The 19,539-nt window shown below is 41.1% G+C and carries 21 protein-coding genes; 18 read left to right on the forward strand and 3 right to left on the reverse strand.

Annotated features, from left to right (window positions below):
• Positions 1-202: 202 nt before the first annotated feature.
• Entirely contained in the window at positions 203-868 is a 666-nt protein-coding gene (gene pdeM, locus AAGC65_RS04435) for a ligase-associated DNA damage response endonuclease PdeM (RefSeq protein WP_343111206.1), read from the reverse strand.
• A gap of 450 nt (positions 869-1,318) precedes the next feature.
• On the opposite strand from pdeM, the gene AAGC65_RS04440 reads away from it, so the two are divergent.
• From AAGC65_RS04440 to AAGC65_RS04505, 14 genes are all read left to right on the forward strand, one after another.
• Positions 1,319-2,953 (forward strand): HAMP domain-containing sensor histidine kinase, encoded by a 1,635-nt coding sequence (locus tag AAGC65_RS04440; protein ID WP_343111207.1) that lies wholly within the window; start codon positions 1,319-1,321, stop codon positions 2,951-2,953.
• Position 2,954: 1 nt separating this feature from the next.
• The gene (locus tag AAGC65_RS04445) at positions 2,955-3,644 is read left to right on the forward strand and encodes a response regulator transcription factor (RefSeq protein WP_343111208.1); all 690 of its coding nucleotides are present in this window, start codon (positions 2,955-2,957) and stop codon (positions 3,642-3,644) included.
• A 425-nt stretch (positions 3,645-4,069) separates the two neighbouring features.
• Positions 4,070-4,597 (forward strand): hypothetical protein, encoded by a 528-nt coding sequence (locus AAGC65_RS04450; RefSeq protein WP_343111209.1) that lies wholly within the window; start codon positions 4,070-4,072, stop codon positions 4,595-4,597.
• A gap of 258 nt (positions 4,598-4,855) precedes the next feature.
• Positions 4,856-5,275, forward strand: coding sequence for a cobalamin B12-binding domain-containing protein (locus AAGC65_RS04455; protein WP_343111210.1), 420 nt, complete (start codon positions 4,856-4,858; stop codon positions 5,273-5,275).
• 6 nt (positions 5,276-5,281) lie between these two features.
• Positions 5,282-6,064: an enoyl-CoA hydratase-related protein gene (locus AAGC65_RS04460; RefSeq protein WP_343111211.1), complete on the forward strand. Its 783-nt coding sequence runs from the start codon at positions 5,282-5,284 to the stop codon at positions 6,062-6,064.
• A gap of 349 nt (positions 6,065-6,413) precedes the next feature.
• On the forward strand, positions 6,414-7,013 hold the full coding sequence (locus tag AAGC65_RS04465; RefSeq protein ID WP_343111212.1) for a hypothetical protein: 600 nt from the start codon (positions 6,414-6,416) through the stop codon (positions 7,011-7,013).
• A 173-nt stretch (positions 7,014-7,186) separates the two neighbouring features.
• Positions 7,187-8,614: a sigma-54 dependent transcriptional regulator gene (locus tag AAGC65_RS04470; protein WP_343111213.1), complete on the forward strand. Its 1,428-nt coding sequence runs from the start codon at positions 7,187-7,189 to the stop codon at positions 8,612-8,614.
• Positions 8,615-8,833 (forward strand): hypothetical protein, encoded by a 219-nt coding sequence (locus tag AAGC65_RS04475; RefSeq protein ID WP_343111214.1) that lies wholly within the window; start codon positions 8,615-8,617, stop codon positions 8,831-8,833.
• Between the two features lie 88 nt (positions 8,834-8,921).
• A complete protein-coding gene (locus tag AAGC65_RS04480) occupies positions 8,922-9,965 on the forward strand; it encodes an AI-2E family transporter (protein ID WP_343111215.1) in 1,044 nt (347 codons plus the stop codon).
• 156 nt (positions 9,966-10,121) lie between these two features.
• Entirely contained in the window at positions 10,122-10,388 is a 267-nt protein-coding gene (locus AAGC65_RS04485) for a YtxH domain-containing protein (RefSeq protein WP_343111216.1), read from the forward strand.
• A gap of 184 nt (positions 10,389-10,572) precedes the next feature.
• On the forward strand, positions 10,573-10,923 hold the full coding sequence (locus AAGC65_RS04490) for a phage holin family protein (RefSeq protein WP_343111217.1): 351 nt from the start codon (positions 10,573-10,575) through the stop codon (positions 10,921-10,923).
• A gap of 4 nt (positions 10,924-10,927) precedes the next feature.
• On the forward strand, positions 10,928-11,362 hold the full coding sequence (locus AAGC65_RS04495; protein ID WP_343111218.1) for a hypothetical protein: 435 nt from the start codon (positions 10,928-10,930) through the stop codon (positions 11,360-11,362).
• A gap of 64 nt (positions 11,363-11,426) precedes the next feature.
• The gene (gene trmB / locus AAGC65_RS04500; protein ID WP_343111219.1) at positions 11,427-12,077 is read left to right on the forward strand and encodes a tRNA (guanosine(46)-N7)-methyltransferase TrmB; all 651 of its coding nucleotides are present in this window, start codon (positions 11,427-11,429) and stop codon (positions 12,075-12,077) included.
• 58 nt (positions 12,078-12,135) lie between these two features.
• A complete protein-coding gene (locus tag AAGC65_RS04505) occupies positions 12,136-12,468 on the forward strand; it encodes an MGMT family protein (RefSeq protein WP_343111220.1) in 333 nt (110 codons plus the stop codon).
• On the opposite strand, the gene AAGC65_RS04510 is transcribed toward AAGC65_RS04505, so the two are convergent.
• Positions 12,463-12,822, reverse strand: coding sequence for a VOC family protein (locus tag AAGC65_RS04510; RefSeq protein ID WP_343111221.1), 360 nt, complete (start codon positions 12,820-12,822; stop codon positions 12,463-12,465). The genes AAGC65_RS04505 and AAGC65_RS04510 overlap by 6 nt on opposite strands.
• Positions 12,823-12,917: 95 nt before the next feature.
• Positions 12,918-14,183, reverse strand: a complete 1,266-nt coding sequence (locus tag AAGC65_RS04515; RefSeq protein ID WP_343111222.1) for a hypothetical protein — start codon at positions 14,181-14,183, stop codon at positions 12,918-12,920.
• A 389-nt stretch (positions 14,184-14,572) separates the two neighbouring features.
• Between AAGC65_RS04515 and AAGC65_RS04520 the strand changes: the two genes are divergently transcribed.
• The 4 genes from AAGC65_RS04520 to polA all read left to right on the forward strand — a co-directional run bounded on the left by AAGC65_RS04520 (position 14,573) and on the right by polA (position 19,244).
• Positions 14,573-14,917, forward strand: a complete 345-nt coding sequence (locus AAGC65_RS04520) for a carboxymuconolactone decarboxylase family protein (RefSeq protein ID WP_343111223.1) — start codon at positions 14,573-14,575, stop codon at positions 14,915-14,917.
• A gap of 131 nt (positions 14,918-15,048) precedes the next feature.
• On the forward strand, positions 15,049-15,669 hold the full coding sequence (locus tag AAGC65_RS04525; protein WP_343111224.1) for a hypothetical protein: 621 nt from the start codon (positions 15,049-15,051) through the stop codon (positions 15,667-15,669).
• Complete coding sequence (locus AAGC65_RS04530) at positions 15,662-16,228, forward strand: DNA-3-methyladenine glycosylase I (RefSeq protein ID WP_343111225.1); 567 nt, start codon at positions 15,662-15,664, stop codon at positions 16,226-16,228. The genes AAGC65_RS04525 and AAGC65_RS04530 overlap by 8 nt, the downstream gene beginning before the upstream one ends.
• 208 nt (positions 16,229-16,436) lie before the next feature.
• On the forward strand, positions 16,437-19,244 hold the full coding sequence (polA, locus tag AAGC65_RS04535) for a DNA polymerase I (protein WP_343111226.1): 2,808 nt from the start codon (positions 16,437-16,439) through the stop codon (positions 19,242-19,244).
• Positions 19,245-19,539: the final 295 nt, after the last annotated feature.

Raw genomic sequence — 19,539 nt, forward strand, 5'->3', positions numbered from 1 at the left:
CGGCAGCGTCAGATGTGTATAAGAGCCACATCAAGAGTAGAGAGAAGAGAATCAAGAAATAAGAATCAAGAGACAAGACTTTTAGTGAAATTCATAAAATAAGTTTACTTACAATATTGAATGGCCGCTCATTATTTTCTTGTCTGTCAATTCTTGATTCTTACTTCTTGTCTCTTGGTTCTTATATCTTGATTCTTCATCCCTAATCAATAGCCACAACTTTATCTTTCAATACGGCAAATATCCGGTCGGTTTTTTGGCTGCGGATGGCTACTTTGCCGGTAAATTTTCCAAAAGAAGGTAGTATGGCTTGTTTGTTGCCAAAGGCAAAACAAGGCAGTGTTATGGATTGCCTGCCGCGTCCATTCAGGTTTACGCCGGGGTGAATGTGCCCGCAAAAAATGTAGCCTTCAGTATTTTGTAACGTTTCATCAGGTAGCGGGTGGTGCAGCATTAGGAATGGGCCAATCAGCAGCTGGTCGTGCAGTTCAATGTTCAACTGATGGTAATTACTATCGGCAATGATATCATGGTTGCCCTTTACCAATATAATTTGTAAGCCGGGGAACTGGCTTCGCCATAAGGTGAACCAATCCCAATCGTTATTCATATCGCTGTGGAAAAGGTCGCCCAGGAACAGCAGCTTTTCGGGTTGGTATTCATAAATAAGATCGGATAGGGTGGCCAGATCGCTTTGTTCCATATCGCGCGGCACAGCTATGCCCGCCTTGCGGAAATGGCCCACTTTGCCAAAATGAACATCGGCTACAATTAAAGCTTTTTGTTGTTCCCAGTAAATGGCCCGCTGAGGCAGTAAAAGCAGGGTTTGATTTAATAATGTAAATGAAGTTGCCGCACTGATCGTCATAAGGGGCAAAGTTAAAATTTATTTTGGGGGTAAAACTGATGTTTTGTAAACCAGGGTCATAGTAATCAAAAGTCGGAGACTTCAAATAGCGAATTAAGATGTATATGGTTTAGGGTTCCTTAGGAGTATAAGCTTTGTAGAAAGTAAAGAGGTATGTTTTAGTATGCCGTAGGTTTGCAACCTGCGTTTAGTACCTACGGCATTATAAAAGGGAGAGGTTTATTGTTAAAATTGCTACAAAGCTTTAACCCCGATGGGGTTAGGATATTCAGGATATTTTCCGCTGTCCGAAAGTCTCTGACTTCGGACTATTATGCCTATAGTCTCCAGACTACTAAATCACGCATCTCTCCAAATCTTAAATTTTATTATTTAATGTTAAGCAATGTTAACAAAAGAGCCTTGCAGGTATTGGTGTATTTACTTTTATCTTCATCAAGCAAATAAACCATGAAAAGGAAACTTAAAACCGTACTAATCTTAATCACGTTATCGTTAATTGCCATCATTGTTTTTCAAACCTATTGGAGTATTAATGCCTATAAGGCAAACAAAAAAATAGTTGGGGGTAAAATAGATGCTGCTATGCAACAGGCATTGGACAGCTGCAAAAGAGATTATTTTGATTCGATAAGAGTAGTCATGGTGAAAAGACTTTCGGAAGAAACAACGGTTATCAAAATAGATAGTTCATCGCAAACGCAGGCAGTTTCTGGCCATCAACCCGCCACTTTCAGTATAGGTACTGCTAATACCCCGTTTATTATCTGGATTTCTTTTCATGGCTCAAGAAGCAACTCCGGATTTGAAACTGATAGAATGAAGTTTGATTATTACAGGTCAAAAATTAAACATAAAGCCACGATTCCTGAAATAATTACCGAGATGGCATTCTATGATCCCCGCCTAATGAACATCATTATTAACGATCTGATGATTTATGATGGTATGACGGAATCGGGCATTTATATGAGTACCCACCATAATACACTGCCAAATAGCTGGATCCCGGAGCATACCGGCATCTATAAAATGCCACCTAATTATAAGCAAGCCGATAGTTTAAAACTAAGTAACTATTTAAAAATAGTGCTTGACAAAATACATATCAATGCTGACCTTAAAATACAATTAGCAAGTAAACCTACCCCACCCAAAACAGATAAACTGTTTTATAGTGAAACCAATGAATATAAATATCAATATCATGGGTTTATGTTTTTATTAACTCATTATACTCTGCAAAACCGCTACAGCTTTTATGCCAGGGCAATTTTTCGGAACCTGCAATATGTGGTGATCAGGAGTATGCTGACTACGCTTACCTTATCTGCATTATTGATCTTATTTACCATCTTTTCTTTTTACTACATTATTAGGATCATTAATCAGCAAAAGGCATTAGGTGAGCTAAAAGACGATTTTATTAACAATATGACTCACGAGTTAAAAACGCCTATCGCCACAATCGCGGTGGCAATAGAAGGCTTGCAAAAATATAACGCTTTAAATGATCCTGAAAAAGTGCAACGTTACCTGCAAACATCTCGCAATGAGTTAAACCGCTTAAATGATCTGGTGAGCAGAGTGTTGGATGTGGCTACTTTTGAAAGCGATAAGATAGTTTTGGTAAAAGAGAAAATAGAGGTAGATAAGTTGATGAATGAGCTTATAGCTGCTCAAAAATCTAAAGCAGACAAAACAGTGTACATCACCTATAATAATAAGGATAACATTGGGTACATTGTGGCCGATAAGCTGCATTTTAGTAGTGTAATATTAAATATTTTAGATAACGCTGTGAAGTATGCCGGTCAGCCTGTTAATGTAGTTATTTGTCTGAGCGGCCGTAATGGAATGATAGAATTTTCAATTGCAGATAACGGCATAGGAATACCTCCTGCTCATCTGAACCGAATATTTGAAAAATTTTACCGTGTACCTACAGGCAATATACATGATGTGAAAGGCACCGGGCTTGGATTAAGTTATGTTAAATACATAGTTGAGGCGCACGGTGGTACGGTTGCTGTAAAAAGCGAAATAAATAAAGGCAGCGAGTTTGTGGTATCAATACCAGCATAAAATGAATAAAACACACGTATTATTGGCAGAGGATGAGCTGGCATTGGCGCATATTGTACGCGAAAGCCTGGAAGAAAACAACTTTGAGGTAGCACTTTGTGCCAACGGCGAGCAGGCCCTGCAAAAATACAAAAACAGTAAACCTGATATTTTGGTGCTTGATGTGATGATGCCCAAAATAGATGGCTTTGCAGTTGCCAGGCAGGTGCGCGAAACAGACCACGCCACACCTATTATTTTTTTAACTGCCCGCTCGCAACCTAAAGATGTTGTAGCGGGATTTGAATCGGGCGCTAATGATTATCTGAAAAAGCCTTTTAGTGTTGAAGAACTGATGATAAGGATGAAAGTGCTGCTCAGTAATAACCGGATGCTTACCCCTACCCGTCCCATGAGCGAAACTTATCATATCGGTAGTATCGCTTACAACTCGGTTAAGAACACGCTTCAGCAAGGTATCAACAGCTGGCAGTTAACCAGCAGGGAAAGTGATATACTGAAACTGCTTTGTAAAAATCAGCACCAGGTTATTTCCCGGAAAGTGTTGCTGGAGACAGTTTGGGGCGATGATAGTTTTTTCAACGCCCGTAGCCTGGATGTGTTTATAAGTAAACTGCGCGGACATTTAAGGACCGATGCCAATGTGCAGATCATCACGGTACGGGGCTCGGGGTATAAATTAGTTTGGTGAGGCTGAAATATTTGAGTAAGGATAAAGTACGTTGTACAATTTGAAAACTTCCGGGTATCTCGAACTGGAGATTAAAAATAGGATATATCAGTTAAGCCCTACTTCATAGGAGTAAAAGCTTTGTAGAAAGTAAAGAGATATGTTTAGCATGTCGTAGGTATGCAACCGGCGTTTAGTCCCTACCGCACTTGATCAGAAGCGGTTTTATTATTGCTACAAAGCTTTAACCCCGATGTGGTTATAATATTCAGGATGTTTTCCACTGTCCGAAAGTCTCTGACTTCGGACTATTATGCCTATAGTCTTCAGATTCCGGGAATTTGCCAGTTTGTAAACTACAGGCAGATTAAGCCGAAAATCGGAGACTTCAAATAGCGGGTAGATTCCTTGGAAGAAGGAAAACAATATTTAAATTTATCAGAGATATGATTCACACTGAATTTGTCACTAAACTCAAAGGAATTGCATCAAGCCCTGAGTTTTACAAGGCACATGGCTTAGACCAAGATTTAATTAATGAGATTATTGAAGGTTATCAGATCAGCAAAACCTCTAACAGTCAACCTTTAATTAATGATGAACTGTTATTGCTTTTGGAAAATTATGACCTTACAAAAACTGCCATAGGGATGGTTGAATTTGTTGATAAGCCATATCGAAACGATAACAGGATATTTTTCGGAAAATTTGAAGTTGATGATCTGGTAATTGATATACCTACAGGAGAAGTTAGATGTTTTGAAAGCAAGTCAACGCATCTATTGTGGGCATGCGCCAAGAGTGGTGGGCATTTTCTCAGCTCACTTTATGAAGCCGCCAGCTTTCTTGAAAAAAGAATGTTAGATAATGAACTATATGAAAATGAAGATATAGGACAAGATGTTGCTCGATATTGTGCTGAATTGGCTGGCGGAAACCAATACGTTGATTTTTATATGACTTTATTTTCATGAAGAAGTTTTTCGGACTGCTATTCGAAAGTCTCTGACTTCGGACTATTATGCCTATAGTCTTCAGACTACCGTTGCCGAAAATATATTTATTGAACATGATAAATGGGTACCGGAGTAGGGTTTGATTGTAAAACGATAAGAAAGTGGCTGTGACATATTATTGATCTATTATCCTTGCTCCCAAAATCATTAAGTCCGGATATTAAAACAACATCATCAATTTTCTTATTACTTTTACCGTAACCAATAACGGTTTACATGAGTAATACCTTTAACCGACCCATCCGTGTTTTAGTTGCCAAAGTAGGGCTCGATGGGCACGACCGTGGCGCACGTATTATTGCTACCTCTCTGCGCGATGCAGGCATGGAAGTGATTTATACCGGCCTGCGCCAAACCCCCGAAATGGTGGTGAACACTGCTCTGCAGGAGGATGTGGATGCCATTGGCATATCTATACTATCCGGCGCACACATGACGGTTTTTCCCAAAATAGTAAAACTGCTGCAGGATAAACAAATGGATGATGTGCTGCTTACCGGCGGCGGCATTATACCGCACGAAGATATGGTGGCGCTGAAACAATCGGGTGTGGGCGAGCTTTTTCCACCTGGAACCAATACTGCCGATATTGTTACCTATATAACCAACTGGGTGCACCAGCACCGTAATTTTTAAAAGGTCATGGAATTTCAAAATTTACTGATAGAGAATAAAGAGCGTATACAATATATTATCATTAACCGCGAAAGCAAGCTTAACGCGCTTAATAAAGATACCCTTGCCGAATTGCACCTCGCCTTTACGGAGGCTTTCCGCAATCCGGCAGTTGGCGGTATTATTATAACAGGTGCGGGCGCCAAGGCTTTTGTGGCCGGAGCCGATATCAGCGAGTTTACCGCGCTTGATGTGGAAGGCGGTACAGCCCTGGCCCGGGAAGGGCATGCCAATGTGTTTGACCTGATAGCCAACGGCCCTAAGCCGGTAATAGCAGCCATTAATGGGTTTGCATTAGGCGGTGGTCTGGAACTGGCTATGGCCTGCCATATCCGTATAGCTTCCGAAACCGCTAAAATGGGTTTGCCTGAGGTAACGCTTGGCCTGCTACCCGGTTATGGCGGTACACAACGCCTGGCCCAACTAATTGGTAAAGGCAAAGCGATAGAAATGATACTAACTGCCGATATGATCACCGCGGTAGAAGCGCAGCAGTTTGGGCTGGTAACGCATGTAGCCTGCCCGGAAGATCTGCTGACAACAGCCGAGGAGTTATTACAAAAAATATTATCAAGGGCGCCGCTGGCACTGGCTTCGGCTATACGCGCGGTTAATGCCGGTTATACCGATGGGGTTAACGGGTATGAAACCGAGATAGCCGAGTTTGGCAAATGTTTTGGCACCAAAGATTTTAAAGAAGGAGTCGACGCGTTTTTAGGGAAACGAAAGGCCGAGTTTAAAGGCGAGTAACAAAAAAGGGCTTCATTAGAGGCCCTTTTTTTGTTGTGGATAAGCTGGGTTTTAAACTGAAAATTCAATGCCATTTGTTAAAAAATGTTAAATCAAAGCTAAAATAAGCCGAAATGCCCCTTGGTGGGGGTTGTTTTTCAATGTTAAATCAATGTTAATTTGACAATTCTAAGATGTAAAGAACCTCGTTTTACATTATCCTGACCAAAATACCCATCGAGTCAAAAAATAAATTATTGCTAATCAATTGATTAAATATTCATGACTTTTGGATGAAAAATCATATATGATTCCGTGCTTTACTTTGCCATGTGTTTAAAAACATATATCAAAAACACACACAATTGTTATGAAAAATACATTTAAAATTTCAGCCCTGGCTTTAGCATTCGCAGCATTTGCATTTACCGCAAAAGCCCAAACAACTACCCCAACTTCTACTTCTACTACTACAAAAGACGGTATCCGTTACAGCATTGGTGTTGACGCGGGTTTACCATTAGGTAACTTCAACGACAACAACAAATGGAACTTAGGCGGTTCGGTACAAGCAGATATCCCGGTTATTTCAAAACAGTTATTTGTTACAATTAACGCAGGTTACAATAACGTATTCGGCGAAAAAAATGTAGCAGGTACTAACGGTACATTTGATGAGCCTAACTTTAACTTATTACCTGTTAAAGCTGGTTTAAAATTCTTCCCTATCCAGAATTTTTATGTACAAGGTGAAGCGGGTGCTGCATTCTTGTTAAACAAAAATGATGTTGGCGCTAACAAATCAACAGCGTTTGTTTACGCTCCTCAAGTAGGTGTTCAGTTCCCTATCAGCGCAAACGGTAACTTTATTGATGCAGGTGTGCGTTATGAAGCAACTACCAAATTTGCTACTGGAATTGACCAAAGCAAAGTAAGCTTTTTAGGTATCCGCGTAGCGTACGGCTTTTAATATGGCCCTACTTATACCTATAACAAAAAGGGAGGCTCACAACAGCCTCCCTTTTTGTTTGTAGCTTTTTTTATCCCTAATAACCTGTATTTTAATAAAACCTCCATAAATTAGCAACATTGTTTGTACTTTAATACGTTTAAATACATTTACCGTTTACCAGTTTTGCTCTTATGAAGAAAATCCTCATCATTGATGATGAAGTTAATGTGGCTTTATTGCTATCCAAGTTTTTAACCCGCAATGGCTTTGATGTAAGTACAGCTTCGAGCGGTACAAGCGGAATGGAAGCGCTCAAAAACGAAGAGTTTAACCTTGTGCTTTGCGATTTCAGGCTGGAAGATACCGATGGCCGCGAAATGCTCAGGAATATAAAAACCCAGTATCCTAAAACCGGGGTTATTATCATAACAGGCTATTCAGATATTAAAATGGCAGTTGAGCTCATTAAAATGGGCGCTTACGACTATATTACCAAGCCGCTGTATCCTGATGAGATATTAAATACCATCAATAAGGCCTTTGAAACGCACCATGCCTTAGTGGAGGATGCTGTTAGCAGCAATAATATTCCCGCTGCCGATAAATCAAAAAGCCGCGATAATAAAAAACAAACCTTTGCCAATGATTTTGTGGCCGGCACCAGCAGGGCCTCAAAAGAATTGTGGAGGCAAATTGAGCTGGTTGCCCCTACCAATTACAGCGTTATTATATTAGGGGAAAGCGGTACCGGTAAAGAATCTGTAGCGCAGAGTATTCACCTGAACAGCCTGCGCCATAACCAGCCCTTTATTGCTATGGATTGCGGATCGTTAACCAAGGAGCTGGCTGCCAGCGAATTTTTTGGTCACGAAAAAGGATCATTTACCGGCGCGTTGTACACCAAAATCGGTCACTTTGAAATGGCCAACGGCGGTACCCTGTTTTTAGATGAAGTGGGTAACCTATCGTACGAGATACAGGCCGCTCTGCTGCGTACCGTACAGGAGCGTAAAGTGAAAAGGATAGGCAGCACCAAGGAAATTGACCTGGATGTGCGTATTATTATAGCAACCAACGAAAACCTGCAGGAAGGCATTCAGAAAGGCCGTTTCCGGGAAGATCTGTACCACCGCTTTAACGAGTTTACCATATACATGCCGCCTTTGCGTGAGCGCGGTAATGATATTATGCTGCTGGCCGAGCATTTTTTAAAGATAGCCAATGCCGAACTGGGGCGTAATGTTACCTCGTTTTCGCCGGAGGTGGTTGATTGCTTTATGAACTACAGGTGGCAGGGTAATATACGTGAGCTTAAAAACGTGATCAGGCGGGCAGCATTGCTGGCTGAAGATAACGAGATCACGATGAAGGCATTGCCACTGGAGATCTCCAATTTTAAAGCGCCTGTTTATGAACCGGCCTATGCCGCCCCTCAGCAAGAGGCCGCCGAGGCAAAGGAAGCACGCCACGATCTGAAAAACGCCGCGCTTGAAGCCGAATATGAAACCATAATTAAGGTACTGAGGGAAGTTAATTTTAATAAAACAAAGGCCGCCGAGATCTTAAACATCGACCGCAAAACTTTGTATAATAAAATGAAGGCCATCAACCTGAAATAAATGGAAGAAGATCAGCAACAGAATACGGGCGGCAGTAATGATGAAAGTTTACGCAAATTGAAACACGATATTAAAAATCAGCTTTCAAATATTTATCTTGCATTGGAGCAGTTGAGATATGAGTTACCCGATGATGTTTCGGATGATTGCTCATTTTATATGGATACTATTTTAACCAGCTCAACCCAAATTAATAACTTACTTAATAATGCCGATTAGCCATTTTACAGCTTTTGTATTTCCGAAAAACGCTAAAACTTTTTTAGCGTTTTTTTTGTTTTTAAACTATACATTAACTAAGCCTTAAATGTCAATTTTTAACTATAAACAGCGTAACAACATTATCCTGGTAAGCATTATTGTGCTGGGTTGTTTTTTGCTTTATGCGCTTAGCGGCTTGTTTAGTTCCATATTGGGAGCTATTGTGTTATTCACTATTTTCAGGCCCTTATATATAAACCTGGTTGAAAACAAGGGGTGGAACAAGGTGCTGGTGGCACTGCTTATTATTTTTACTTCGCTCATTGTTATCGTTATCCCATTTCTATCTTTAAGCATCATGGTGGTGGGCAAAATATCCAGCATCAACCTTAAATCGTTGCCTATTGACCAATGGACATCCAAAATTGACGCGTTTGCCGCAGCCAACCTTAACCAGCCGCACTTTGCCGAAAATACCCTGCAAAAGTTAGGAACATTTATAACCGAGCTTTTTCCATCTATACTCAGCAGCGCGGCCAACATTATCATAACCTTGCTGGTGCTGTATTTTTTGTTGTATTTTATGCTTACGCAGATCAGGGAGTTTGAGGCCGGTTTATTAAAGTACGCTCCCTTTCGCGAACAGCATGCGTTAAAATTTGCAGCAGCCCTGCGCGATTCTACCTATTCAAACGTTTTGGGACAGGGCATCATTGCCATTACTCAGGGAACCTTGCTGGCTATGGGTTTTTACGCGTTTAAAATTCCTGATGCAATATTTTGGGGTGTTATTGGTGCCTTTATTTCATTTTTACCGGTTGTGGGCGCGCCAACGCTGTGTATACCCGCAAGTATTATTTTATTTGCACAGGGACATACCTTAAGCGGAATTTTACTGTTAGCATATGGGCTGCTATTCATAGGCAATGTGGATAACGTGCTGCGTATGGTTATTAATAAGCGCATAGCTAATACGCACCCCATTATATCTGTAATAGGGGTATTTATAGGTTTACCGCTTTTTGGAATTTTAGGCCTGGTTTTTGGACCGGTTTTGTTATCGTACTTTTTATTGCTGCTGGAAATATATGAAACTAACCGGATGGCGGCCGACAGGCTGGAACGCATCAGAACCTCTCCTGAAAATTGAGCACAGGTGTTGGATACTTTTGTGAACACCGTGTCAAAAACAGGGGTAGTAAAAAAAATATTTATACAGAAATTGCAGACAAATTAACTGATTGATGATATTTGGCAAGGTATTTAGCCATATTAAAATAAATGTTCAACTTAAAATTATATTACAATGAATAATGAGTCAAAAGTAGTTGTTGCATTGCTTGCAGGCTTGGCAGCAGGGGCAGCTTTAGGAATTCTATTTGCGCCAAACAAAGGCGACGAAACACGCGATAAGCTAACCGAATCATTAAAAAACCTGGGCGATTCTATTAAAGAAACTGCTGCTGCCGAAATTGATAACCTGGTGGGGTTAAAAGATAAGGTGGTTGAAAATATAAAAACAAAGATCAGAGGCGCCGAAGAAGAATATCAGGACGATCTGGAACATGCATAATGAGGGAGCAAAGAGTAAGGATTTGTGGAGTAAGGACTAAAGGCTTGTAAAGCAAGGATTAGGGAAATAAAAAATAAGGATTAAAAGATCTGTTAAATCCTTATTTTGACTTCTTTGTTCTATAAGTCCATTGTCCATAAATCCTTGCTCTTTGATCCCTGATAACTATCTAATACAAACACCTATGGAACCTAAAAAAGATACACCACCTCCTATACCGCCAATTGTTGACCAGCTGAAAGAGTATGCCGAAACGCGTTTTAAATTGCTGAAATATGAAGCTATTGAAGGTGGTACTTCCATTTTAGCAAGTGTGATTACTGATGTTATCACCGTTATAAGTATGGTGTTTGCATTTGTTTTTGCCAGTTTTACTTTAGCCTTTTACTTGGCCGATGTATTAGGATCGTTATGGGAAGGTTTTGGATGCGTAGCGCTTATTTATTTGCTTATTGCAATAGTGATAAAACTCAATAAGGAGCGTATTGAAAAACCACTTATCAACATCTTCATCCAAAAAATATTTAAAAAGTAAAGCTATGAACACCCCAATAAATGATATTAACGAGCTGCGCGAGGAGATTGCACGATTGAAAGGTGTTGAAAGTCAGCAAGGCCTGGCTTTAGCTGCCCGGTTTAACAGCCCATCAGCCTTGTTTTCAACCATAGGTTCATTATTTTCTGGTAAGGATGATGGTATAAAGCATCCCGGGTTTTTTAACCAGGATATTTTAGGTTTATTATCGCGTATAGTATTACCGGTTACCCTGAATAAAACATTGTTCAAGCACTCCAACTTTTTAGTGAAAACATTGGTGGGCCTGGTATCGCAAAAAGCATCAAACTATATTAGTGAGGATGCGGTTGGCGGTATCTGGACAAAGGTGAAAGCGTTATTCAATAAATCAGATAAAAAGAAACCATCGCCCAATCATGGGTCGTTACCGCACGTACCCCCGCCTGTTGTTATTTGAGCTATATAAAGCCAGGGTTTTCACAATTTGCAGAAAAGGCTATTTTTGCACTTTATTTAAAAAAGTGGGAAAAGATAAATTAAAGCGCTTTGCTGAAATTGACACCTTTAGCAATGTATTACAATTAGATGCCGGCAAACCTTTTAAAGGCGAGTGGAGCAAGGGGTTCTTCAAAAATGATAATCCGGTAGTTTTGGAACTGGCCTGCGGTAAAGGTGAATACACCGTAAACCTGGCCAACCTGTTTCCCAACAAAAACTTTATTGGCATCGATTATAAGGGCAACCGTATTTGGCGCGGCGCGAAAACCGCCATTGAAGAAAACGTGCCTAACGTAGCCTTTTTACGTATGCAAATAGAAAACCTGCTTGATTATTTTGCCCATGGCGAGGTTGATGAAATCTGGATCACCTTCCCCGACCCGCAACCACAGTTGAGCCGTGAGAAAAAACGCCTGACATCGCCCCGATTTTTGGATAAATATATTGAGGTATTAAAACCGGGTGGTTGCGTTAACTTAAAAACAGATAACGACGGCTTGCACGCTTACACGGCCGAAAAAATTGAGGAGCTGAAACTCAAACTGCACGTTAAGACCGAAGACCTGTACCATTCGCCCTATGCCGATGAGGTACTGTCGATCAAAACATATTACGAGAAAAAATATTTGAAGGATAATAAGAACATTAATTACCTTAAGTTCTCATTTGCTTAGAGCAATTATAAGCGTTGCATCGCTTTAAGCCTTATGCTTTCAACTTTAAGCTTTTTATATGGAGGATATTAACTTTTTTGATAAGGTTTACCAGGTTGTTAGGCTGATACCACCGGGCAGGGTAACCTCATATGGGGCAATAGCGGCCTATCTGGGTACAAAGGGCTCGTCGCGCATGGTGGGCTACGCTATGCAGTCTGCAAGAAAGGCCGTAGTTATGGTGCCTGCCCACCGGGTGGTTAACCGGCAAGGTTTGCTTACAGGTAAATTTCATTTTGGCGGAAGTACCATGCAGCAATTGTTGGAAAGTGAGGGCGTAATGGTAAAAGACGATCAGGTGCAGGATTTTAAAAGCTTATTCTGGGATCCATCCATCGAACTGGCTTTATAATAACTGTAGCAGTTCCATGCGGTTGCCAAAAGGGTCAATAAAGGCAAAACGCTCCCGGCCCGCGATCTTGGGTTCTTCTACTATTTCAACCTGATGTTGTTCCAGATGCAAGCGGGCTGCAACAATGTCACTGATCTCAAAGGCAGTGTGCCTAATAGAGCGCGGCAGACTATCCTCTACCCCGATATGTAACTCGATATCCGCAATCTTAAACCAATAACCAGCCGACGAAAATACCGCGGGCCGCTCGGTGAGCTCCAGGCCAATAATATCGGTGTAAAAAATTCGCGCTTCTTCCAGCCGTTCGGGTGCTACGCAAATATGTATATGGTCGGCCCGTTTAAAGTTGATCATAGGGGATTGTTTAAATTCAGCAGGAACACAGAGGCCGCCTTTTTAACTGAATAGCTCAAAGATAAAAAAGACGGCCTCGGGAAGAAATATTTTTTCTACCTGAAAATATAATTTGCGCCCACCTGAATTGATGATTGAGCAGCTGAAAAGAACGAGTACCTGGTAACCGATGCTGGCAAGTAGTAAGCTCCGTATAGTTCTAAACATTTATTAATCCGCACTCCCCCTTTTATCGGAAACGAAACTGTAAAATTCTCAAGATCGGGGTATTTGTTTTGTCGGTCGACCGAAGTTGTACCGCCAAAGGTTCTGGAGATTACGAAGTCATAATTATTATATTTAAAAACATTCATGGCTGCTCCTAAATCAATAAACACCTTAAGCTTATCGGCATTATAAAAATTATAAATGATTTGTGGGATGGCCGACAAGTGAAATTGCTTGATAGCGAGCGAGTTCTGGGTGTCATAAACGTTTGTATAGTTCTCAGAGAATTGATAGCTGCCTGCAGCTGCCTGAAACTCAAACCTGAAAGCAATTTTTTCTGTGTATTTATTTGCCAGGAAGTCGACCCCGGCTGTCAAAACCGGCGAAGTATAGCTATCGTGCATACCGTTGCTAAACGGGCCGGCACCTGTTGGGCTATTAAATTGAAGTTTGCTATAACGAATACCAGCACCTGCAAAAAAACGTATACCCGAGCTTGAATGCACCGCCTGTTGTGTTGCGTTTCCCCCGTTTAGCTCAATAGCAACAGCCTTTAGTGAGCTTTCGGAATAGCTGGCCACCCTGGTATGGGATAATAATTTTTTGTTGCCAGGTTGGTATTCGTAAGCCAATCGGGTCAATTGGTTGTTGTAGATATTTAAGTTTGACACAGATTGTTGGTCATCTGCATAAAAGAGGTATTGTTTCAAATAATTTATTTGCCTGGTAAGTTTATCAAGTATGTAAAAGCTTGATTTTTGGCTGTTGGTAAATTCGTAAAGAGATATGGTTTTGCCGTTCACCAGGTTTTTTAAAAAAACGGTATCTGTAACATAAGCGGTATCCGGGGCCAGGCTCAGTTTGTCGGGTTGAATTTCGCTTGTGCTTATTTTAACTATAAACTTTTCGTAATATTCGGCATCAGTTATAGCGAAAGCATTGGCATTTACAGGTGTGAATTTTTGCGGTGATGCTGCCAGGTTTTGTTTAAAGTTTACTTCTTTGGGATTCTTGTTCCATTCTCGATAGTCGATAAACCCTTTTAAGGTATCATTTTTAGAATTGACGACATAGCCGGGTTTATAATTGCTTTGAGCGTGCGAAAAGAGTGGGGCCTGTGATAGCAAGATCACAAGGTAAAACAGATATTTCATTTATAAGATTTAGGCCGGCAAAAGTAGATTAATTTTTGAAAGAAAAAATATTTAAACAATGATGAATAGAACAATTGCCAATTATTTTAGTATTTTTGTTAGTGTAGCAGCCCGCCTTTTTTCGAGTAAAAGTCGGGCTGTTTCTTTGAAGAGCCGGAAACACAAGAAATAGATAAATTGCAGATCATGTATTTGTAAATCAGCAAATTAAAACTTTTTAAAGCTTTTAAAATGGTCAAAAACTGATAAAAAATGATTGAAAATAGAGTTTTTCATAGGTTTTTTATCAAATTTTGGTGTGTTTTTGAACTTTTTTGGAGCTAAAAAGTGTTAAAATTTTAATTTAAAAAGTTTAAAGGATATCTATCTAAATCAACAATTAAAATATCATGGGAAAACTAATAGAAGAATTTGATGCTTATCGGTCAAAAATGAACGGCCGGATCATGGAAACCGCCAACACCAATATTAAACGTTTTTTCGCGCTGGATACCACCAGTTATGCCGAGGGCGCGCTGGATGTTAAAACCAAAGAAATGCTTGGCCTGGTAGCCAGCATGGTACTGCGCTGCGACGATTGTATTAAATATCACCTCGGCAAATGCTTTGATGCCGGCGTTAAATCCGACGAGCTGAACGAAGTATTTATGATAGCAAACTTAGTGGGCGGTTCTATAGTAATACCCCACTATCGCCGCGCCGTTGAGTACTGGGACGAGCTGAATGAAGCTTAGCAAGTATCGGGTTGTGGGATAAGCAGGTTATTAGCTATTTGCGCCGGATGGTATAATTATGGTAACAGGTTTATTGGGATGTCAAAAAATAATAATGCTTCTGTATATTTAATTTCCAATTAGTTCCAATAATGTATAAGCCTAAACCGCGCCGGGAAGTATTAATTGTTGATCTATTGCCAACAGTTAATGTTTTATTAATTCTATTAATGTTTATAGTTATAAATGGTAAGCCTAAACTCCGGTGCCCTATTGAGATTACACCACCTTTTACATCATCAAATCTGATTTATGATGATTTTGACGGAGACATGGTGACCATATTAATTGCCCAAGGTAAAGTGATGTTAGAGCTTCCCGGTAATAATATTCGCGAGCAAGCCCTAAAGCAAATGGGCGTTTTGTACAGTATTTCTTTTTTACCTCAGGAGATAACAAAATTTGGAACAACTGATATTATCGGCACACCAGTTAAGGATCTCAGAAAATACATAAATGGCTATTATGATCCCCGGGAATATTATGCTCAAAAAGGCTTAATGACGGATACTACAAGTAATGAATTATTTAATTGGTTATATGCATCGCGAACAGCTTACGGCATGCTTGCTGGTAAATCCCTTCGGGTAAGCATAAAGGCTGATCAAAACACAAACTACACGGTGATCAAAAGGATTATAAGCATTTTACAAAGTCAGAAGGTCAATAAATTTACTTTAATCACATCCTATAAATATTCTCGATATGAATAATGTTGATACCAATTTAAAACGCTGTGCCTGGGCGGGTACCGATCCGCTTTATATGAAATATCATGATGAAGAATGGGGTAAAACAACTCATGATGATCATGTGCTGTTTGAATTCCTGGTGCTTGAATCGGCACAAGCAGGTTTAAGCTGGATCACCATTTTGCGCCGCCGCGAGGGTTACCGTAAAGCCTTTGCCAATTTTGATATACAAAAGGTTGCCGCCTTTACCAATGAGGATGTAGAGCGGCTGATGCAGGATACCGGGATCATCCGCAACCGCTTAAAAATTCTGGCGGCCATTAATAATGCCCAGCTGTTTATCAAAGTGCAACAAGAGTTTGGCTCATTTGATAAGTACCTGTATAGTTTTATGCCCGATGGTAAACCTCTCATCAATCACCCTGAAAGCATAATACCCGCTAGTACACCAATATCTGACGCTATCAGCAAGGATATGAAAAAACGAGGTTTCAAGTTTTTTGGTACCACCATTTGCTATGCCCACATGCAGGCCACCGGCATGGTGAATGATCACCTGGCCAGCTGCGATTTTAGATAAGGATTACGCCGATATAATCTTGATTACACTGATTCTGAAGATGATGTCCTGAATTGATTTTTAGGAAGTGAATAGCCACTATTCATCAACATAAATTGTATTTTTGAAAAGATACAAAGTAATTTAATCTTTAATATTTACCAGCTGATAATCAGTGTAATCATACGTGATCGGAGTCGTCACAATAATATCAGTGTAATCATAAGTAATGAAAAAACTATTTCTTTTGGATGGCATGGCCCTCATTTACAGGGCGCATTTTGCTTTAAGTAAAAGTCCGCGGTTTACCTCAAACGGATTAAACACATCGGCTGTAATGGGTTTTACTAACACCCTGCTTGATGTTTTGAAGAAAGAAAAGCCAACCCATATGGCCGTGGTATTTGATACCGACGCGCCAACCGAACGCCATACCGATTATGAGGCTTACAAGGCCCATCGTGAGGCTATGCCCGAAGATCTGTCTGCGGCACTGCCCTATGTAATTAAGGTGATATTGGGTTTCAACATACCGGTTATTACATCAGATGGTTATGAGGCCGATGATATTATAGGCACCCTGGCCAAAAAGGCTGAGCAAAAGGGTTATCAGGTTTATTGCATGACCCCCGATAAGGATTTCGCGCAGCTGGTATCTGAAAACATCCGCATCTACAAACCGGCCCGTATGGGTAACGAAATGGAAATACTGGGCGTTAAGGAGGTATTGGAAAAGTGGGAAATAGAACGTGTAGAGCAGGTAATTGATATTTTAGGTTTATGGGGCGATGCTGTTGATAACATACCTGGCATTCCCGGCATTGGCGAAAAAACAGCCAAAGCCCTCATCAAACAATATGGCTCAATGGAAGAGATCATCGCCCATAGCCATGAACTAAAAGGCAAGCAGCGCGAAAACGTAGAAACTTACAAAGATCAGGGCTTGCTATCTAAAAAACTGGCCACCATATTACTGGATGTACCGGTTGAGCTGGACGAAGAAGGCATGGAACTATGTGCCCCAAGTAAAGACCTGCTGGAGCCCCTTTTTGCCGAACTGGAGTTCCGTACCTTGGGCAAGCGTGTTTTTGGCGATGATTTTAGCATCACCGAAATGAAGTCAGTTTCGGTACAAACCGACCTGTTTGGTGAACCCGTAGCTACCGCCCGCACCACTATGACAGTTGATGTGGAGGATATTCGCGAAGACCTAGTTATAGCAGCTAAAAACATTGATAATGTGCCACACGAATATCATCTGGCAGATACAATGGAAACCCGTGCCGAACTGATTGCCCTGCTATTAAAACAGGAAACCATTTGCTTTGATACGGAAACTACCGGTACCGATGCCAACCATTGCGAGCTGGTGGGCTTATCATTCTCCATAAAACCGGGCGAGGCCTGGTATGTGCCTGTTCCGGCCAATCAGGATGAAGCTAAAAGTATTGTAACGGAATTTAAACCCGTGTTGGAGCATGAAGGTATAGGCAAAATTGGCCAAAACATTAAGTTTGATATCCTGATACTCAAATGGTACGGTGTAGAGGTTAAAGGCAGCTTGTTTGACACCATGATGGCGCACTATGTGATTGACCCTGATACCCGGCACGGTATGGATGTGCTGTCAGAAAATTACCTGGGCTACAAACCGGTTTCTATCACTACGCTTATTGGGCCCAAAGGCAAAAATCAGGGCAATATGCGCGATGTGGAAATTGAAAAGATAAAAGACTACGCCGCCGAGGATGCCGATATAACCCTACAGCTTAAAACCATATTTGAACCTAAGCTTAAACAGGTTGAAAGCGAAAAGCTGATCAACGAGATAGAACATCCGCTGATATACGTGCTGGCCGATATGGAGTTTGAGGGTGTGAAAATTGACCATGATACCCTGCGGGAGTTTTCCAAACAATTGGAAACCGACATTGCCGGGTATGAAAAAACGGTATATGAAAAAGCGGGTGTAAAATTCAACATCGCATCGCCAAAACAACTGGGCGAGGTATTGTTTGAAAAACTAATGCTTGATCCTAAAGCTAAAAAAACCAAAACCGGCCAGTATCAAACCGGCGAGGATGTATTGCTTGCGCTTGCCGCAAAAAGTGATATTGTGCGCGATATTCTGGATTTCCGCCAGTTGCAAAAACTAAAATCAACTTATGTTGATGCCTTGCCTACAATGGTTAACCCTAAAACCGGTCGCGTGCATACCTCTTACAACCAGGCGGTAGCGGCAACAGGACGCTTAAGCAGCGTTAATCCCAACCTGCAAAATATCCCTATCCGTACCGAGCGTGGCCGTGAGGTTAGAAAGGCATTCATACCAAGAAACAGTGACCACAGCATCGTATCTGCCGATTATTCACAAATAGAGCTGCGCATTATTGCCGAGATCAGTAAAGACCCTAACATGATGCAGGCCTTTATTGATAACCATGATATCCACACGGCCACAGCAGCTAATGTATACGGCATCGCGCTTGATGAAGTAACCAGCGACCAGCGCCGGAATGCCAAGGCCGTTAACTTTGGTATTATTTATGGGCAATCGGCGTTTGGGTTATCGCAAAATCTGGGTATTCCCCGTAAGGAGGCTGCCGACATTATTGAACAATACTTTGCGCAATTCCCGGGTATTAAGCAATATATGAGCGATACCATGAACTTCGCCCGCGAAAATGGTTATGTAACCACGCTGATGGGCCGTCGCCGTTATCTGCGCGATATTAACTCGGCCAATGCTACTGTACGTGGTTTTGCGGAGCGAAATGCCATCAACGCCCCCATACAAGGTTCAGCGGCTGATATGATCAAAATAGCCATGATCAACATTCACCGCGAACTGAAAGCACAGAAACTGGATGCCCGCATGACCATGCAGGTGCATGATGAGTTGGTTTTTGATGTGCCAAATCATGAAATTGAACTGGTAAAACCTATCATTATGCACAACATGAAAAACGCCATTAAGACCGAAGTGCCTATCATGGTAGAAATTGGTACAGGGTTGAACTGGTTGGAAGCGCATTGATAAAAATAGTGCCGCTATATTTCGGCTAAAGCCATTATCTATATCGTTTGTAATCCGTTGGCTAAAGCCAACGGCAATGAATAGGAACGGCTGCTGGATATTAATAATGGCTGTTGCTATTCATTGCCGTCCCATTTATGGGGCGGATAAAGAATGTGCAAAAAGGCTTTAGCCAAATACTACAAGAGACCGCTTGGTATGATGAGCCTATAGGAGACGCATGTGATGCGTCTCTACAAAAAACAAACATGCTGTCATTTCGAGCGATAGCGAGAAATCTTATACGTATGGCATA

Source organism: Mucilaginibacter sp., assembly GCF_039207105.1.
Classification (GTDB): domain Bacteria; phylum Bacteroidota; class Bacteroidia; order Sphingobacteriales; family Sphingobacteriaceae; genus Mucilaginibacter.

Coding starts and splice junctions, on each gene's coding strand:
- AAGC65_RS04505 (WP_343111220.1), top strand. CDS start 12,136: ATGGAGGATATTAACTTTTTTGATAAGGTTTACCAGGTTGTTAGGCTG.
- AAGC65_RS04475 (WP_343111214.1), top strand. CDS start 8,615: ATGGAAGAAGATCAGCAACAGAATACGGGCGGCAGTAATGATGAAAGT.
- AAGC65_RS04445 (WP_343111208.1), top strand. CDS start 2,955: ATGAATAAAACACACGTATTATTGGCAGAGGATGAGCTGGCATTGGCG.
- pdeM (WP_343111206.1), bottom strand. CDS start 868: ATGACGATCAGTGCGGCAACTTCATTTACATTATTAAATCAAACCCTG.
- AAGC65_RS04530 (WP_343111225.1), top strand. CDS start 15,662: ATGAATAATGTTGATACCAATTTAAAACGCTGTGCCTGGGCGGGTACC.
- polA (WP_343111226.1), top strand. CDS start 16,437: ATGAAAAAACTATTTCTTTTGGATGGCATGGCCCTCATTTACAGGGCG.
- AAGC65_RS04490 (WP_343111217.1), top strand. CDS start 10,573: ATGGAACCTAAAAAAGATACACCACCTCCTATACCGCCAATTGTTGAC.
- AAGC65_RS04450 (WP_343111209.1), top strand. CDS start 4,070: ATGATTCACACTGAATTTGTCACTAAACTCAAAGGAATTGCATCAAGC.
- AAGC65_RS04465 (WP_343111212.1), top strand. CDS start 6,414: ATGAAAAATACATTTAAAATTTCAGCCCTGGCTTTAGCATTCGCAGCA.
- AAGC65_RS04525 (WP_343111224.1), top strand. CDS start 15,049: ATGTATAAGCCTAAACCGCGCCGGGAAGTATTAATTGTTGATCTATTG.
- AAGC65_RS04455 (WP_343111210.1), top strand. CDS start 4,856: ATGAGTAATACCTTTAACCGACCCATCCGTGTTTTAGTTGCCAAAGTA.
- AAGC65_RS04510 (WP_343111221.1), bottom strand. CDS start 12,822: ATGATCAACTTTAAACGGGCCGACCATATACATATTTGCGTAGCACCC.
- AAGC65_RS04440 (WP_343111207.1), top strand. CDS start 1,319: ATGAAAAGGAAACTTAAAACCGTACTAATCTTAATCACGTTATCGTTA.
- AAGC65_RS04470 (WP_343111213.1), top strand. CDS start 7,187: ATGAAGAAAATCCTCATCATTGATGATGAAGTTAATGTGGCTTTATTG.
- AAGC65_RS04460 (WP_343111211.1), top strand. CDS start 5,282: ATGGAATTTCAAAATTTACTGATAGAGAATAAAGAGCGTATACAATAT.
- AAGC65_RS04485 (WP_343111216.1), top strand. CDS start 10,122: ATGAATAATGAGTCAAAAGTAGTTGTTGCATTGCTTGCAGGCTTGGCA.
- AAGC65_RS04480 (WP_343111215.1), top strand. CDS start 8,922: ATGTCAATTTTTAACTATAAACAGCGTAACAACATTATCCTGGTAAGC.
- AAGC65_RS04520 (WP_343111223.1), top strand. CDS start 14,573: ATGGGAAAACTAATAGAAGAATTTGATGCTTATCGGTCAAAAATGAAC.
- AAGC65_RS04515 (WP_343111222.1), bottom strand. CDS start 14,183: ATGAAATATCTGTTTTACCTTGTGATCTTGCTATCACAGGCCCCACTC.
- AAGC65_RS04495 (WP_343111218.1), top strand. CDS start 10,928: ATGAACACCCCAATAAATGATATTAACGAGCTGCGCGAGGAGATTGCA.